Origin of the sequence: Blastopirellula marina (genome assembly GCF_002967765.1) — a bacterium.
In the GTDB taxonomy this organism is placed as follows: domain Bacteria; phylum Planctomycetota; class Planctomycetia; order Pirellulales; family Pirellulaceae; genus Bremerella; species Bremerella marina_A.
The window spans coordinates 129793-147614 of sequence record NZ_PUHY01000015.1 but is presented as its reverse complement, the minus strand read 5'-3'; the positions used below and the strand labels follow the sequence as shown (position 1 = coordinate 147614).

Below are 17822 nucleotides of genomic sequence, written 5' to 3'. Positions count from 1 at the left end.
CTCAAATCCACGAGATTAGCGCACACCTAGCGACTGGCTTTTAAGAATTCGCCGAGAAAAGAGGGATCACGCTCTGCTGCGGCTTTCCGAAGACCACGCCAAACCAAGAGGTACAGATCTTCAGAACGACCTTAAGGGATTCGGGAATGCCAAGCTCATTTTGGGCCGATAACGACTAGGCCTATTGCTGTTCTCGATTAACCCTTCGATGGGCCCCTGCGAAGAATTTCTTGTGCACTTCCAGAAGCCTGGCAAGTTCCTTCACGGGCTCGGCATGATCATCAACTCGAAGATCGATATACCGGTCGTTGCCGCCGTAGCCTGCGTTCGCGCGATAGATCATTAGTGCCGCCGATTGCTTTCCTCGCTTGTCCCCACCAGCATCGTCGCCGGCCATCAGTGCCGCCATTAGCCAGTCGGCTAATTCGCCCGTTTCGCTTTGACTCGCATCACGATATTTGGCGGCCATTTCCTGGACCACCTCTTCACCAGCCAATAGGTTACCTTGCACGGCAAAGTGCTCTCCGACAATGTGCCCGGCCCAATCGTGACATTTCTCCCCCGTAAAACTAGCCACATTGCCATTCGCGTCTACGATACCAACCTGTCGATTGGCTCGGTCTTCGTCCTGACTGGTTAGCAATTCCAAGACTTCTTCCGCCGATTTTTGTCTTAGCGAAGCTAATCCTTCAGGCCCGTAGGAAGTATTGGCTTGCGATTGGGTCGCGATCGCTCCAACGCCCGCTTGCCCCCAAGGCACAATGCAACCGACACCCAGAACTTTACTGGCGACTGCGATCCCAAGATCACCTGTTTCAGGATCGTAGGCGACAATCGAAAAAGTGTTCACCTCGGGCATGGATGAAGATTCGGCGTTCGCCGGGTGAAGCTCAATGCCACGATATCGGATCACGTACAGCACGAATACGAGAACGAATACGACCAACCCGGATATGACGAAGCGTGTTTTCACGGTGCGATATTCCCCGACGAGTGACGATGAATTGGTAAGCGATAAGCAAATACGTGCTGCGAGAGCTACATACCAGGGGCTATTTGCCATGATAGCCATCGCCTTTACCACCGACAAATGCACGACTCAACCGACTCAGCTGTCCTCAAAGGTGTCGCTGGCGACAAAGCGAACCACGTTCATCTTGCCAGCGTAAAGTTTTCGGTTTCTCATTTTGCCGTAATGGCGTCCAAAAAATGGCGCACTTATTTTCGCTGAGTTATTGGCCTCAAGGGAGATGATGCAGCCATCAGAAAGGCTGTTTTTATCGGTAAGTAGGGTCCCGCAGGCGCGCTTATAGATAAATTCTATGAGGGCCTTTCATCTTTTCTATTTTCCAAAATTACCGTTGAGGTCGACAATTAACGATTAGCGAGACGTACGGTTTAAGCAATGTTATCGCGAACATCAATTCCAGCATCCATAACGCAAAACGACAATGACCTTAGGCACCGTCGGTAATACTGGCAACACTTCGCTCGACGGAGCGGTCTGTGTCTTGGCACAGTTTGCCGCGTCTGCTCGCGTTTCGTTCGATCGCGGTCAGGCCCGTCGATTACTTCACGAATCGGAACATGCCATTCCGGGAGAGGGGTGTACTGCCTGGGGGCGTCGGTTGGTTGAAGTTGGGGAAAGCATCAACCTCAAGGTACGAACGCTCGACTCCAATATCGATCCAATACTATCCTTCGTACGCGAAGGAACGCCGGTCGCACTCGGAGCAGACGATGACACTGGCGAGACGCAATGGTCGATCCTTGTCGCTGCGAAGGGCAGCAAGGTCGAAGTACTTGAACCGCTTTCAGATAAGAAGCGTTGGATCTCACTTTCGGGTCTGCGAAAAGAGCTTCTCCTTGGCGGACCAGACGCGAAGTGTCGCTGGATCATCGGGCAACCGGCATTAGGCTGCCAAGCATCAGGTCGACCTGCGAACGTCCCCTCATCGCAAGGAGGCCAAAAGCCATTCAATCGCCTGATTTCGTTGTTTCTTCCCGAGCGACGCGATCTTTGGATCCTGCTGATTTTCTCGGCCATTGTCGGATTGCTCGCGTTGGCGACGCCGGTGGCTGTCGAGGTGCTGGTTAATACGGTCGCTTTCGGCCGTTACCTACAACCGGTAATCGTGCTGGCCCTTCTACTTTTCACCTTCCTCGTATTTGCTGCTGCGATGCGAGCGCTGATTGTGTTCGTCGCGGAAGTATTACAACGTCGAATCTTCATTCGTGTGGTAGAAGACTTGGCGTTCCGTTTACCGCGCGTGCAACACGACGAATTTAACAATCAACATGGGCCGGAACTGACCAATCGGTTCTTCGATGTCGTTACTGTTCAGAAATCAACTTCGACCTTACTTCTTGATGGTGTTGCAATTGTATTGCAAACGATCATCGGGATGGCAGTTATCGCGTTCTACCATCCCTTCTTTCTTGGATTCGACGTCGTCTTGTTGATGTTGATCGCTTTGGCGGTATTCGGGCTCGGTCGGAACGCGGTCAAGACAGCAATCAAAGAATCGAAAGCAAAATACGCCGTAGCCGCTTGGCTCCAGGAACTTGCCCGGCATACGACTGCGTTCAAATTGAACGGCGGTCAGACATTTGCTCTCGAACGTGCCGACGACTTGGCGGTTCACTGGCTGGAGGCACGCCGATCCCACTTTAAAGTCGTGCTGCGACAAATTCTTTTTGTGCTCGGCTTACAGGCCGTCGCAGCCACGGCTTTGCTTGGTCTCGGAGGTTGGCTGGTCGTTTCCGGCGAAATGACGCTTGGCCAGTTGGTCGCCGCAGAACTGATCGTCATGATGATTCTTGGCTCATTCGCCAAGTTAGGAAAACATCTGGAAAGCTTTTACGATCTCTTAGCATCCATCGATAAGCTTGGTCAGCTTTTCGATCTGGGAACCGAGCAGCATGATCGTCTGTTTCATCTCCGCGAAGGTACACCAGCTGGGATGCGAGTCCGCGGTGTTACTCTCTCGCAAAATGATCGGCCGCTCTTTTCCGACTTTTCACTCGAGATTGACCCTGGTGTCTCAACGGCGATTTGCGGAGGCTCCGGCTCTGGCAAATCGACCTTATTAAGTCTCCTATGTGGCCTTCGCAGTCCATCGCGAGGTGGAATTGAATTAGACGATATCGATATTCGCGAGCTTCGTCCCGATTCGCTCCGCGAGCATATTGCCCTGGCCGGCGAAGTTGCGATCTTCCATGGAACGATCCTGGAAAACATTCACCTCAATCGCCCCCACATCAACGCCACCGATGTCCGCGATGCCTTGGTAGCCGTCGAACTACTGGATGAACTGCAGGATTTGCCAGATGGCCTGAATACGATCGTCCAGACACATGGCCATCGTTTGTCGCGTAGCCAAGCCAAACGATTGATGCTTGCCAGAGCAATCGTTGGCCGCCCAAGAATGCTTCTAATCGACGGCATTCTCGATGGATTATCCGACCCGATGACCAAGCGATTGCTCAATCAGCTTCAAGCAGAAAAGAACTGGACCTTAGTCGTCGCCACCACAAAAGATCACATCAGCGAATTGTGTGAACGTCAAGTCACACTTTACCCCAAGAATCAGCAAACAATCACTCCGGATGCCTAAACGTTCTAACGGCGTTTGCGGAGGAATTCCGATGAACAAAACGGGTTTAATGAATACTCAGGTCAGAGCGAAATTACGGGATGATAGCTTGCCAGCACTCAAGCTGGTGCAATCTTCACGTTGGGTATGGCGATTAGCAAACATGCTCCTCGTCCTGCTACTACTGAGCATTGTTGCGATGATATTCGTTCCCTGGCAGCAGTCGGCACGAGGAGCAGGCCAAGTGGTCGCTTACGCTCCCCAGGAACGCCAGCAGACGGTGACAGCACCGACCAAAGGAGTTGTCTCAATGATCTCTCCCGAATTGCGGGAAGGATCGCAAGTGAAGAGAGGGGATCTGATTCTAGAAATGGAACCAGGTGCCGCCGACTTAGTTAGCCAATTGGAAGCATCAATCCGGGACTTAGACGCCAAGGTTGCCACGGCTGAAGTAAAGGCAGAAGTGTATGGACGGAACGTGGTTGATTTTACGGAAGCAAAATCGGCTGCTGTTTCTGGCGCAGATCAATTGATCGAGGCGGCCGAAGCGAAATGGGATGCCAAGCGAAAACTGGTCCAAGGATACGAGGCCAAGAAATTACAAGCGCAGCTTAATCTCGAACGGCAAAAGAAGCTGTTTGAGAACGGGCTGCAATCGGAAAAGGAATTGGAGAAGCTGCAGAAGGACCTCAACGTAGCGGACTCCGACTTACTGTCGGCCCAGTTAGAAGTAGAAGCAGCACTAGGCGAATTGGAAGCAAAGCGTAAAGAACGTATCCAAAAGGAACGTGAGGCGCAAACCAAGGTCGACTATGCGAAAGCAATGCAACAAGAAGCGCTGGGGCAAGTCGCCACCGCGAATAAAGAACGTCGAGACATTCAAATCAAGCTCTCGGAGTTACAGCGTTTGAAAATTAGAGCTCCAAGGGACGGAACCTTGTATCGAGTGACCGTTTTTGAACGTGGGCAGATGCTAAAGGAAGGAGATCCCTTGTTCACCATTGTCCCTGAGACCACTCAGCGGGCCGTTGAACTTTGGGTCTCCGGTAATGATGTTCCGTTAGTTCACACCGCAGATCATGTGCGGCTACAGTTCGAGGGATGGCCCGCAGTTCAATTTGCTGGCTGGCCTTCTGTAGCCGTGGGCACGTTTGGTGGCCAGGTCGCAAGTGTCGACGCAACAGACGACGGAAAAGGAAACTTCCGGGTATTGGTTTTACCAGATGCCGATTCATCATGGCCCTCGGACCGTTATCTGAGGCAGGGTGTACAAGCGAACGGCTGGGTAATGTTGAATCAGGTTCCTCTAGGCTACGAGATATGGCGACAATTGAACGGATTCCCCCCAACGGCCGCTGGCAGCGAGAAGGCCAACAGCAAGGATGCTACGAAGCCGAAGATCAAGTTGCCAAAGTAGGTCGGTTAGGCATCGTCCCTTTATTGACGATGCTCGTTTCCGCCCACTTCTTGTTTGGCTGCCAGTCGTCTTCCCGGACGACTCCGGAATACATCGAGCATGTCCCCAAGCAAGTTGCGGCTCAGCAACACTCGGATGCCACGGCTCCAGCAATGCTGGAAACCGTAGCCTACGATGAAGAATTGCAGCCGCCGACCGAAGCCGCGCCGATGCTGCAGACGGTTCCTTTGGAGGAAATCCAACCTCAACCACTTAGCATGCTCGATGTTCAGCGGGCTGTTCAAGCATCGTACCCGTTGCTTTCCAGTGCCTATCTCAGCCGCGATGTGGCTGCTGGACAAAATATATCTGCGTGGGGCGACTTCGACCTCAAATTAAAGGGCTCGACGATCTCGAGGCCCGAAGGATTCTACCAAACTTATCGACAAGCTGTTTCCATGGAGCAGCCATTGTTCTCTGGCGGATATTTGTATGGTGGATACCGACTCGGCGACGGCAACTTTCCCGTCTGGTATGGAGAGAGAAAGACCAACGGTGGTGGTGAATTCGCGGCTGGTGTGGGGATTCCTCTGCTCAAGGATCGCGCCATCGACCAGCGTCGGGCCATGCTGTTCAAGTCGCAATTGGAACAGCAGCGGGTTGAACCTGAGATTCGCGCTCAGCTGATCGAATTCTCGCAGATCGCTGCCGTCTACTACTGGGATTGGGTCGCTGCTGGTCAGGCACGCGAAGCTGAAAGAGGCCTACTGTCGCTCGCACTCGAACGTGTTCAGAACATTCAGAAACGGATCGAACTGGGCGACTTGAAATCGATTACGCGAATCAACAACGAGCAGCTCATCGCTTCCCGAGAGACGAAACTGATCGAGGCGGAACGGAAACTGCAAAGTGCTGCGATCAAGCTCTCGCTCTTTTTCCGCGACGAAGCTGGTGAACCGCTATTGCCACACGATTCGTTATTGCCACACGATTTTCCTCCACAAGATCTCCCCTCGGAGGAAGACTTAGCCGATGCCACAGACGCTGCAATTGCCGCATCGCCTTTATTAGCTGATCTTCAATGGCAAATCCGTCAACTCCGTATCGACCTACAGCAAGCAGAAAACTCTGTCTTGCCCAAACTCGACGCACAACTCTACGCCTCGAAGGATATTGGCGACCCGACCAGTTCCACTGGGGATAAGACACCGTTTGAGCTAGAGGTCGGACTATTCGGTGAAGTCCCTCTGCAACGACGTGCCGCTTTCGGTAAGATCACCTCGACCCAGGCCAAACTACAACAAGTTTCTTTGAAGCGGCAATACACGGCTGAGAAAACCGTGGCGGCGGTACAAGATTCGATCTCGGCCTTGTTGAACTCAAAGGAGCGAATCAAGCGCGCAGAGCAAACGGTTGCGTTAGCAGACGAGGCCATGAAGTTAGCCCGCATTCAATTTAATGCCGGAGACATCGACTTGGTCGAACTCAATATTTACGAGCAAGCGACCACTAATGCCCGACTGATTGAAATCTCTGCCAAAGCGGACTTCTTCAAAGCGGTAGCCGACTACCGAGCAGCATTGAGCATCACCCCGTAAGAAAGTTTTCCGAATACCAAAAACTTCCTGTCGTCAGCTTGGCCATAATGGTGGCATCTGCGGTATCTAGATTTCCGCAGCCAAATTCAGCTCCAAACATCGCTCGCCAGGCGGGGACAGCACCCCGCCTAAATCAAAATCGCGTGAGCGGATGGATGCAATCTTGATTAGAATAAGTCCACCGCGGGAACTGCTTCCTCGACTTGCTCGCTCTTGGAATACTCTCGCTTTCCCCTGTTTATTCTTCCCGCCAAACTCTTCAACGATAGGTAGCTACTACGAATGTTTCGATCGTCCATCGTAATCCTCGCGTTACTCTGCTGTGCCACGGCGCGTGCGGAAGATTCGGCAAAACGCCCCAACATCCTGTTTCTTTTCTCAGACGATCACGCCATCAATGCGATCTCAGCATACGGTAGCAATCTTGCCGATGTCGCACCGACACCGAACATTGACCGACTTGCCCAGGAAGGAATGTTGTTTCGCAATTCATTCTGCGCGAATTCCATCTGCGGCCCCTCGCGAGCCACAATTCTGACTGGCAAACATAGCCACAAGAACGGATTCATGCGAAACACGGGCAAGGGTTTCGATCAGTCTCAGTGGACATTGTCGAAAGCTCTTCACGCGGCAGGATATAACACGGCAATCATCGGCAAATGGCACTTGATGACCGATCCACAAGGATTCGATCACTGGGAAGTCTTGCCTGGCCAGGGAAACTATTACAATCCGGCGTTCATCCAGCAAGACGGTACCACCAAACGCTTCGATGGTTACGTAACTGACCTGATTACTGACAAGTCGATCGATTGGCTTGACGGGCGAGATAAGTCAAAACCATTCTTCCTGATGTGCCAACATAAAGCGCCGCATCGAACCTTCGCGCCGCCACTGCGGCATCTCGATGCGTTCGACAGCGTTGAGATCCCAGAGCCTGACACTCTGTTTGACGACTACGCGAACCGCAGCAAGACACTCGCAACCAACGAAATGGAAATCGATCGCTACATGGATTGGGCGTACGATCTGAAGGTTCGTAAGGATGAACGAGGTGATGTTGTGCTACCAGCCCCTGATCGATACGGCACTCCAGAATACAACCGAATGAATGCCGAGCAAAAGGCAGCCTGGGACGCTCACTTCGGTCCACAGAATCAGGCGTTCCTCAAGGAGTTCCAGGAGGGAAAACTTACCCACAAAGATCTCGTTCGCTGGAAGTACCGTCGTTACATGCGGGACTACTTGGGTGCCGTGAAAGCGGTAGATGAAAGTGTCGGGCGGATGCTCAAATATCTTGACGATAATGACTTGGCCGAAAACACCATCGTGATCTACTCTTCCGACCAAGGCTTCTACCTCGGCGAACATGGCTGGTATGACAAACGCTGGATGTTTGAGGAGTCTTTCCAAATGCCACTGATTGTCCGCTGGCCGGGTGTGACCAAGCCGAATTCGGAACCAGAACAAATGGTGCAGAACATCGATTACGCCCCGACACTCTTGGAAGCAGCCGGCGAAGATATTCCCGCGGAGATTCAAGGACGTTCGCTTGTTCCAATCCTAAAAGGAGAAGACGTCGATTGGCGTGATTCGCTTTATTACGCCTACTACGAACTAGGCGAACATGCGGTACCACAACACTTCGGCGTTCGAACCGACCGCTACAAGCTCATCCACTTTCCCGTAAGCAACGAGTGGAATATGTTCGATCTCGAAAAAGATCCCCAAGAGATGGTCAGTATCTACGAAGATCCTGCCGCAAAAGAGATTCGGGATTCGCTTACCAAAGAATATTTTCGCCTTCGCGAATTCTACGATGCTCCTCCGCTGCCAAAAGCAGCCGGTACGAATTAGGATGCGATCGAAGCGAAAAGAACGTTCGAATAACAAAAAGCCCCTTCCTCGGACTTCGAGGAAGGGGCTTTCTCGATTAAATCGGAGAATGCTAAGCATCAAACGTTAAATGCTATCCGCGAAGGCGACCAGATCCTTCTCGAAGGCATCAAGTCGGGCTTCCATCTCTTCCTGGGCCGCCTCTAAAAGCGAAAGCTGCTCGGCCGGCACGTAGCTGAACATGTAGAATTTGACTTTCGGCTCGGTACCGGAGGGACGAACGGCCACGTAGTTGTCGTCTTCCAGGTCGAGGATCACCATGTTCCCCTTTGGTCCGTTGAGTGGCGAGCTCTTTCCGTCAGGCGTCTTAATCACGTCGTTCTGGTAATCACGAACGGCCGTCAACTTCAAACCACCGACCGATTCCGGTGGAGTTTCACGGAACTTGGCCATCAACTTCTGCATGTTGGCCATCCCTTCACTGCCAGGCATTTTCTGGTTGAGAAGACGTTCGGCGTGGTAGCCATGTTGCCACCACAGCGATTCTAGTTTCTCATGCAGCGACTTGCCTTCCTTCTTGCAGTTGGCAGCGAGTTCTGCGAGTAACATCGCAGCAACCGCAGCATCCTTGTCACGAGCATACTGCCCGACCAGGTAGCCGTGCGACTCTTCGCAACCAAACAGGAACTTATCGGGGCCTTCAGCATCCATCGTGCCACCGATCCACTTGAAGCCAACCTGAAGATTGCCGCAAGTACGGACGTTGTAGCTGTCGGCAATACGGCGAACCATTTCGGTGGTAACCAACGTCTTCACGACGTAATGTTCCGGCGTTAGTCCACCACCTTTCTTTCGTTCGGAAAGAACGTGATCGGCCAGAAGTACGCCAATTTGGTTACCGGTAAACGTGCCCCACTCGCCAGTGACGTCCATTGTCTTGGGGGCGGCACAACCAACGCGATCGCAGTCCGGGTCGGTTGCTAGAATCAGTTCGCTGCCGTCGGTCTTGGCTTGCTCGATGATGGCATCAAATACGGCAGGATTTTCTGGATTCGAAACATGTCCAGGAACGTTCGGGAAATCGCCACTTGGTTCCTTGTGTGGACCAAAGATCGAGACATCCGTGAAGTTGTCCGCGGCCAAAGCAGGCATCACAGCCGAAGCCCCTACCCCGTGAAGTGGCGAGTATAGAATCTTCAAATCGCGAGGCCCATCAAACTTCTGCTGTTTCACGGCGTTGATGAACGCATCATCCGTTTCCGCGGTGCAGATCACGACTTTACCGTCCGCTACGGCCGAATCGAATTCAACGCCCAACGGGATCTCTTGCACGTTCATCACGCGGTCGATGATCTGTTTGTCGTGAGGTGGCATCACTTGACCACCGGTCGACCAGTAAACCTTGACGGCGTTATCGCTCGGTGGGTTGTGGCTGGCCGTCACCATGATGCCGCACGAGCACTTCTTGTAGCGGACCAGGAACGAAAGCTCAGGCGTGCTGCGATAGTCGTCCAGGAAGTAAACGGTGAAGCCGTTGGAAACCAAAATACGAGCACACAGTTCTGCGAACTCGCGCGATCGGTGGCGGGTGTCGTAGGCAATCGCACATGAAAGATCACCACTAACAGTTTCCTTGACGTATTCCGCCAAGCCTTGGGCACTTTCGCCGATCGTTCGTTCGTTGATCGCGTTCGACCCGATAGGATACATCTTGCCACGACGCCCCCCCGTACCGAAGGGGATAATCGTCCAGAAGGCGTCGTCCAGTTCTTTCCACTTACCAGAGGTAATGTGCTCGGCGACCTGCTCGGCATAGCGGGCATAGCGATCTTCGGTGAGCCAGATCTCGATGTTCTCTGCGGCGGTGGCCGTGATCTTACCGTCCGCGGTGGCTTGCTGGACCTGCTCCAGAAGTGATTTCGTATCGATATTACTGCCGCTCATAGTTGTCCCCATAGGAAAGACTGCCGGAATTGCCCGATTTTAAGGCAACACCCCGGCGATCATCAATTAGGCCAACGACCGTGTTGTGATTTCTTTACTTTCGCGAAGTACCGATCAAAACGATCACGGCAGAACGGCACAATTTGTTTTATAGTATTGAAGCTCGATTGATACTGGATCCCAGCAACCTAAGCCGAACCCACAAGACAACGATGCAAGACCCGATCATCAGCGTTTCCGGATTGCGCGGAATTTTAGGATTAAGCCTCTCACCCGATACCATCAGCCGCTACGTTGCCGCGTTTGTGGAGCAATTGCCGGAAGGAAGCATTCTGCTGTCGCGTGACGGCCGTCCCAGTGGAACTGCCCTGGGAGACATCGTTAAAGGAACAATCAATCTGCTAGGACGCGATGTAATCGACGCCGGAATCGCCGCGACCCCGACGGTTGGTGTGTTGTTGCGACAACATCGTAGTATGGGCGCGATTCAGATCTCGGCCAGCCACAATCCCCCGGAATACAATGGCCTGAAGCTGATGGGTGCGGACGGACGGGTTGTCTCCGCTGAAAAGGGAGCTCAAATCAAAGCTGCTTACGAAGAGCAGCCCACGACCTGGGCTCCCTGGGACGAAATCGGCTCAACAACAACTTGCGAGGATACCACCAGCGAGCACATCAAGAAGGTGCTCGAGACGATCACACCTGGCCCGATTCAGAAAAAGAAGTACCGAGTTCTGCTCGACTCGAATGGTGGTTCCGGCAGCATTGTTGGTGTCAAGCTATTGGAGGCTTTGGGCTGCGAGGTGGAAGTTCTCGGAGGTGATCCTAACGGCGAATTCCTCCACGCACCCGAACCAACCGCAGAGAATCTGCAGACGATTGCCGATCGCGTTCGCGATACGCGTGTTCAAATCGCCTTCTGTCAAGATCCAGATGCGGATCGCCTAGCGGTGATCGATGAGAACGGCCGCTACATTGGCGAAGAGTACACGGTGGCACTCTGCCTGCAAAACGTTCTTTCCAAGCGGAAAGGGGCCGTCGTCATCAACGGCGCTACGAGCCGAATGAACGAAGACGTCGCCGCGGAATTCAAATGTCCTGTTTATCGCTCAGCAGTGGGCGAAGCGAACGTGACGCAGGAAATGATGTTTCGTGATGCGGTCTTCGGCGGCGAAGGAAATGGAGGTCCGATTGATCCTCAAGTTGGCTACATCCGTGATAGCTTCGTTGGAATGGCCAACATCCTGGAGTTGATGACGAAGAAGAAAAAGTCAATCAGCAAGCTAGCCGACGCCCTGCCCCGCTATGAGATCGTAAAGCACAAAGTCGAAATGGACGCGGAACAACTTCCGGAAGGATTTGATCGCCTGAAATACCAATACAAAGACGCCGAAGTGCAAGAAGGCGACGGGCTTCGCTTTAAATGGAAAGATCGCTGGCTGATTGCCCGCGCCAGCAACACCGAACCCATTGTTCGGGTGATTGCCGAATCGAAATCGCAGGAAGAAAGCGAAGACATGTGCATCGCCGCGACGCGGACACTACGTGGGATCTAGCTTCACAGCCTTTTCGCAGCGGAGTACGACCAAATTGCGAATCCGCTGCCTAGAAACACGTTCGTTCGCTGAGTAGGCCTACCGCGGGCCGATTTTGTCTATTCCCATGTAGGGACGAAGAACTTCCGGCACTTCGATCGTGCCGTCGGCTTGTTGGTAGTTTTCGATCACAGCGATCAAGCCTCGGCTCAGGGCGATGGCCGTTCCGTTAAGTGTGTGGGCGAAATGGGTTCCCTTTTCTCCCTTCACCTTGTAGCGAATGTTTAGACGACGGGCCTGATAATCGGTGCAGTTTGAAGTGCTGGTCACTTCGCCGAATTCGCCTGCTTCGCCGCGGCCTGGCATCCAGGCTTCCAGGTCGAACTTGCGATAAGCGGGACCACCGAGATCGCCGGTGGCCGTGTCGACCACACGATAAGGAATCTTCAGGCCGTCGAAGATGCGGCATTCCAAATCACAGAACTTGTTGAGCGTCGCTTCACTGTCTTCCGGCAGCGTGAATGCGAACATCTCGACCTTGGTGAATTGATGCACACGATACAAGCCACGCGACGCACGACCGGCAGCGCCGGCTTCGGTCCGGTAACAGTGGCTGATCCCGCAGAATAGTTGCGGCAAGTCTTCCGCTTCGAGGACCTTGCCCGCATACATCCCGCCTAACGTGATTTCGGCGGTCGCGACCAGGTTAAGGTCGGTGTTTTCGATGCTGTAGATCTGCGTTTCTGGTCCGCGCGGAATGAAGCCAACCCCGTGAAGAATTTCAGTCCGAGCCATGTCAGGCGTGATCGTTGGAACAAAACCTTCCTTGATCAACACGCTTAGCACGTACTGTTGCAGGGCCAATTCCAAGAGGACCGCTTCGTTCTTCAAATAATAGAAGCCCGCGCCCGCAACTTGCGCTCCCGCTTCGAAGTCGATCAAGTCAAGCTTCTCGCCTAGCTCCACATGATCGAGCACAGGAAATTCAAACTTGCGGGGCTCGGTAGTGCCCCGTTTGAGTTCCAGGTTGCTTTTGTCATCCTCGCCAATCGGTGCATCAGGATGCGTCAGGTTCGGAATCAGCCGAAGAATGTCGGAGATCTGCTCTTCCAATTGGTCAACTTCGGTCGAAGCGGCATCCTTAAGCTCGCGGAGCCGCTTTCCTTCCGCGATGATTTTTGGACGTTCTTCTGCCGAGGCCTTGCCGATGCTCTTGTTGATCTCGTTAGCCTGGCGATTGAACTCCTCGGCTTCCTGAAGCTTTGCCTTTCGGGCGGTTTCTAGCGTCACGACCTGCTCAACATCCGCAGTAACACCGCGGTCGATGCAGTTCTTTTTGACGAGTTCTACGTTATCAACAACAAACTTCCGGTCGAGCATGGGTGAGGTCTTTTAGGTTGAATCCTACTTGGTGATTTTGGCGAGTTCTGCCCACAACTGGGCGCTGGCTTCAATGCCGCGTTGGAAATCCCCGAGATTGAACTTCTCGTTAGGACTGTGGGTGTTATCGTCATCCAGACCCCATCCCAACAGCAACACATCGCAATCGAGCTCTTTCGCGAACTCGGCACAGATTGGGATTGAGCCCCCTTCTCGAATCAAAACGGGAGCGTTGCCGAAGCCCTTTTCAATCGCCGCCTTTGCTGCGTGAATGTAAGGGCTATCGGTCGAAACCACAAACCCAGGGGATCCATGATGGGCTTTTAGCTCCATCTTGATACCAGGAGGACAAATCTTGGTGAGATGTTCACGCAACGATTCGGCGATCTTGTGAGGATCTTGATCGGGAACCAAGCGGCAACTGAACTTAGCCGAGGCGACGCCTGGCAGAACCGTCTTGGCTCCTTCTCCTTGGTACCCGCTGGTTAAACCATTGATATCCAAGGTCGGGCGAGCCCAGCGACGTTCGAGCGTGGTGTAGCCTTCTTCGCCATGAACTTGATCAATGCCAAGCTGCTCCTTGAATTTCTCTTCATCGAATGGCAACTCAGCAAAATTTTCCCGTTCGTCGCCGGTCATTGGTAGCACGTCATCATAGAATCCAGGGATATGAATCCATCCGTGCTGATCGACGAGGGAACCGAGCATCGCGCAGAGCGTGTTCGCCGGGTTCCGCACACTGCCGCCAAACGTCCCGCTGTGCAGATCGCGATTTGGACCGGTCAACTTCAACTCGAAGTAGGCAATGCCTTTAAGACCATAGGTAATCGCCGGCTGACCCGGGGCGAATTGTGAGCAATCGCTGATCACCACCACATCGTTAGCGAGCAACTCTTTGTTCTCTTGAATGAATGGAGGCAGACTGGCACTGCCAATTTCCTCTTCCCCTTCAATCAGGAACTTAACTTGGATCGGCAACTCGCCAACCGACTTCATCCACGCCATTGCCCCGAGAACGTGGGTTAGCATCTGCCCTTTGTCATCCGTTGCCCCCCGAGCAACAATGTTTCCGTCTCGTTCGGTCGGCTCGAAAGGAGGCGTCTTCCATAGCTCGAGCGGCTCTGGCGGTTGGACGTCGTAATGACCATAGACCAAAGCGACAGGTTTGCCGGGAACGGGGGGGCTTTGGGCAAATACGATCGGATGCCCTTCTGTTGGAACAACTTGCGTCTCGAATTCGAGTTCCCGAAAACGATCGGCCACCCAGTCGGCAGCTTGCTTCACGTCGTCTTTATGTCGGCTGTCGGTGCTAACACTAGGAATTCGGAGCAATTCTTTGAGCGATTCAATGAATGCTTGGCGATTGTCTTCTAGAAAAGTTTTCAGATCCGGCATGTTTTATCCAATTGGCATCTGGGGGCGGGTGGTTTGCCACCTGAAACGCCGAAATTACCTTCCGACCGGCAAAGCCGTACAATATAATACGACACGCAGGAATTGGACATTCCACCCAGCACTTGTCGGGGTCAATTCGGTCGATCTCGACAAGCAAATGAGTCACGTGGAACATTGAGAAAGTACCAGTGGGCGATTCAAATACGTCTGTAGCCGAACCTGGGGAAGCAACGGTTGTTTCGACCAAGTCAGCCCCCAAGAAGAAGCCAAAACCGAAGCGTCAACCGCGCTACCATGTCGTGCTGTGGAACGATGACGACCACACGTATGAGTACGTCATCTTGATGATGCACGAACTATTCGGGCACCCAGTGGAAAAGGGATTCCAAATCGCCAAGACGGTTGATGCCGATGGTCGCGCGATTTGCCTTACTACCACCAAAGAACATGCCGAACTCAAACGGGAGCAAATTCACGCCTACGGTAAGGACGAATTGATCGCTCGCTGCCGCGGTTCGATGTCTTCCACGATCGAGCCTGAGTGTTAAAATCGGGGATTGCTTTCCATTCCCCTCTCTTATTAAAGGGCTGCCCACCTTCACGCGGGCAGCCTCCAATAGTATCTGCCGATGAGCGATCTCAAGCTGAAGACCCTCACCCTGGGGTGCAAGGTCAATCAATACGAAACCGAACTCGTTCGTGAAGGCTTGGTGCGCGGCGGATATCGAGACGCGGACACTGCGGAATCAGCCGATGTTTGCGTGGTCAATACTTGCACGGTCACGAATGAAGGGGACTCGAAAAGCCGCCAAGCAATTCGGCGACTGGCGAAAGATAATCCTAACTCCCGCATCGTCGTGATGGGCTGTTATGCCACACGCGCGCCGGACGAATTGAAACAACTTCCCAACGTGTCCGAAGTGGTCACCGATAAACGGGAGATTCCTGATTTATTGGGGCGGATGGGTGTTATCGACATTCCCGATGGCATTTCTCGCTTCGGCGATCGGCATCGAGCCTACGTCAAAGTCCAAGATGGCTGCCTGCTACGATGCAGCTTCTGCATTATCCCGTATGTTCGTCCAGAAATGTACAGCCGCCCATCTGGCGAGATCGTGAATGAAGTTCGCCGACTCGCCGAGAACGGTTTTCGTGAGATCGTGCTAACCGGGATCCACTTAGGGCATTACGGCGTCGACCTGAACAAGGGGAAGCCGAAAGCCGATTGGGTCCGCTTAGCCCAGCTGATGGAGATGCTTTCGCAGATCGATGCTGATTTCCGAATTCGCCTTTCAAGTATCGAAGCAACCGAGGTCACCCGTGAGCTGATCGAAGTGATGGGAAGGTTTCCGGAAAAAATATGCCCTCACTTACATATCTCGATGCAAAGCGGATCGGATGCCGTCCTGCGCCGGATGCGACGTCGCTGGGGGAGTCAGCGGTTCATCGACCGCTGCAAACTGCTCCAAGATTCGCTAGATAAGCCTTCGATTTCGACCGACATCATTGTCGGATTTCCAGGCGAAACCGAGGAAGAGTTCCAGGAAACTTGCCAGGTCTCGGAGACGGTTGGGTTCTCGAAAATCCACATCTTCCCGTTCAGCCCGCGTCGAGGAACGCCAGCCGCCGAAATGCCGGAACAGATTCCCGGCGACTTGAAAGCCGATCGACGCGCTCGTCTGGCGGCCGTGGAAGATCGCACTCGCGAGATTTACTATCGCAGCCTGGTCGGGGATACTTTGGATGTCCTAATCGAAGCGGAAGATCGCGACAATCCACAGTTAGCCACTGGCACCTCTTGCCGATATGCCCAGGTCTTCTGTGACCGAAGTCAGGTCGAAATCGGCCAACGTTACCAAGTGAAGATTGATCGAGCGGAATCGGATCGCGTGTTCGGATCACTTGTTCCATCGATTTAATCACTTTATTCGTCATGCCTTGCCGCAGTGCAGAATTGTTGGCCTAGAGTTGCTAGCACACCGAAAAAAGGGTAGATGTTAGCCCCATTCCCTTAGGACAATCCCTCTAGCTCTGCAAGCGGTACGATCATGACGACACAGTCATCCAAACTGGGCATTAATACGGGCATCCTCCTGGAAGCAGGCACCAACGAGGCAGAGATCCTCGTCTTTGAGGTGGCAGGGCAAACGTTCGGCGTGAACGTTGCGAAGGTGAAGGAAGTTCTCGGAATCAGCAACGTCACTCGCCTACCGGAAGGACATGCTTCCATCGAAGGCGTCGTTCGAATTCGCCAGGACGTGGTCACGCTAATTGATTTGGCCCACTTCCTGTATGGTGACGTGGAAGAAGCTCAAGCCAAAGACAACGACTGCCTACTACTGCTCGAATTCAATCAGCGTCCTCTCGCATTCCGCGTTCATCGTGTCCATCGCATCTACCGCGTTAGCTGGAAAGCGACCCGTCCGTTACCAAACACTTTGGGCATGAATGCCCCAATTACCAGCGTAGTGTTAATCGATGGGAAGTTGGTCCAGATTCTCGACTTCGAGTCGATCGGCGCCGAAGTGGCGGGTATCACCGAACAGCAGGCCGCCGATGCAGCGCAGATTGTGAAAATTGAAGCTCCGGACGTTCCGATCGTGTTTGCTGAAGATTCTCGCATGATATCGGAAATGATCCGCGATCACCTCCAAGACGCCGGCTTCAGCAATATCCACGGATTCGTGGACGGTCTGGCAGCTTGGGAATACTTGGAAAAAGTCGCCGAGGCCCAAACAACCGAAGACATTCGTGACCGCGTTGGCATTGTCATCACTGACATCGAAATGCCACGCATGGATGGTTTCAGCTTGGCGAAGCATGTACGCATGCACCCAGTCTTGGGACAGTTGCCGATCCTGATCTTCTCTTCCCTGGTCTCTAAAGACAATCAGAAAAAGGGCGCCCAGGTTGGTGTCGATGCTCAGGTTTCTAAGCCTCGTTACGCGGAATTGGTCAGCACAGCTCGCCAACTCCTTGGAATGAACGAGTTGGTTGGTGTCTAAACGACGCTAGCACTGCGGCCACCATTCCGAGAAATTCCTGGGAATTCTCTCAAGATACGCCTTGTGTCGACCGAGGGGGACTTGCTACTGTTCCCCGACATTTCCCGATCCATCTGGCGGTCGGAGTCGATGCATTT

The 17822-nt window shown here is 53.2% G+C and carries 12 protein-coding genes; 8 read left to right on the top strand and 4 right to left on the bottom strand.

Annotation, left to right across the window (positions count from 1 at the left end):
* Window positions 1-181: 181 nt before the first annotated feature.
* A complete protein-coding gene (locus C5Y83_RS25145; protein ID WP_199195132.1) occupies window positions 182-1063 on the bottom strand; it encodes a DUF1028 domain-containing protein in 882 nt (293 codons plus the stop codon).
* Between the two features lie 388 nt (window positions 1064-1451).
* Between C5Y83_RS25145 and C5Y83_RS25135 the strand changes: the two genes are divergently transcribed.
* The 4 genes from C5Y83_RS25135 to C5Y83_RS25120 all read left to right on the top strand — a co-directional run bounded on the left by C5Y83_RS25135 (window position 1452) and on the right by C5Y83_RS25120 (window position 8447).
* The gene (locus tag C5Y83_RS25135; RefSeq protein WP_105332561.1) at window positions 1452-3617 is read left to right on the top strand and encodes a peptidase domain-containing ABC transporter; all 2166 of its coding nucleotides are present in this window, start codon (window positions 1452-1454) and stop codon (window positions 3615-3617) included.
* A 31-nt stretch (window positions 3618-3648) separates the two neighbouring features.
* Window positions 3649-5013, top strand: coding sequence for an HlyD family secretion protein (locus C5Y83_RS25130; RefSeq protein WP_158262510.1), 1365 nt, complete (start codon window positions 3649-3651; stop codon window positions 5011-5013).
* The gene (locus tag C5Y83_RS25125) at window positions 4917-6590 is read left to right on the top strand and encodes a TolC family protein (RefSeq protein ID WP_158262509.1); all 1674 of its coding nucleotides are present in this window, start codon (window positions 4917-4919) and stop codon (window positions 6588-6590) included. Before C5Y83_RS25130 ends, C5Y83_RS25125 begins: the two co-directional genes overlap by 97 nt.
* 282 nt (window positions 6591-6872) lie before the next feature.
* Window positions 6873-8447: a sulfatase gene (locus C5Y83_RS25120; protein ID WP_105332558.1), complete on the top strand. Its 1575-nt coding sequence runs from the start codon at window positions 6873-6875 to the stop codon at window positions 8445-8447.
* 105 nt (window positions 8448-8552) lie between these two features.
* Here the strand turns inward: C5Y83_RS25120 and C5Y83_RS25115 are convergent, their stop codons facing one another.
* Entirely contained in the window at window positions 8553-10370 is a 1818-nt protein-coding gene (locus C5Y83_RS25115; RefSeq protein WP_199195131.1) for a phospho-sugar mutase, read from the bottom strand.
* A gap of 212 nt (window positions 10371-10582) precedes the next feature.
* On the opposite strand from C5Y83_RS25115, the gene glmM reads away from it, so the two are divergent.
* Complete coding sequence (glmM, locus tag C5Y83_RS25110; protein WP_105332556.1) at window positions 10583-11926, top strand: phosphoglucosamine mutase; 1344 nt, start codon at window positions 10583-10585, stop codon at window positions 11924-11926.
* Window positions 11927-12004: 78 nt separating this feature from the next.
* Here glmM and serS read toward each other — a convergent pair whose 3' ends face one another.
* Window positions 12005-13285 carry a serine--tRNA ligase gene (gene serS, locus C5Y83_RS25105; RefSeq protein WP_105332555.1) on the bottom strand — a complete coding sequence of 427 codons (1281 nt, stop codon included), beginning with the start codon at window positions 13283-13285 and terminating at the stop codon, window positions 12005-12007.
* 24 nt (window positions 13286-13309) lie between these two features.
* Window positions 13310-14680, bottom strand: coding sequence for a dipeptidase (locus C5Y83_RS25100; RefSeq protein WP_105332554.1), 1371 nt, complete (start codon window positions 14678-14680; stop codon window positions 13310-13312).
* Between the two features lie 188 nt (window positions 14681-14868).
* On the opposite strand from C5Y83_RS25100, the gene C5Y83_RS25095 reads away from it, so the two are divergent.
* The 3 genes from C5Y83_RS25095 to C5Y83_RS25085 all read left to right on the top strand — a co-directional run bounded on the left by C5Y83_RS25095 (window position 14869) and on the right by C5Y83_RS25085 (window position 17685).
* Window positions 14869-15228 carry an ATP-dependent Clp protease adaptor ClpS gene (locus C5Y83_RS25095; RefSeq protein WP_105332553.1) on the top strand — a complete coding sequence of 120 codons (360 nt, stop codon included), beginning with the start codon at window positions 14869-14871 and terminating at the stop codon, window positions 15226-15228.
* Between the two features lie 81 nt (window positions 15229-15309).
* Window positions 15310-16599, top strand: coding sequence for a tRNA (N(6)-L-threonylcarbamoyladenosine(37)-C(2))-methylthiotransferase MtaB (gene mtaB / locus C5Y83_RS25090; protein ID WP_105332552.1), 1290 nt, complete (start codon window positions 15310-15312; stop codon window positions 16597-16599).
* A 129-nt stretch (window positions 16600-16728) separates the two neighbouring features.
* Window positions 16729-17685, top strand: coding sequence for a chemotaxis protein (locus C5Y83_RS25085; RefSeq protein ID WP_105332551.1), 957 nt, complete (start codon window positions 16729-16731; stop codon window positions 17683-17685).
* Window positions 17686-17822: the final 137 nt, after the last annotated feature.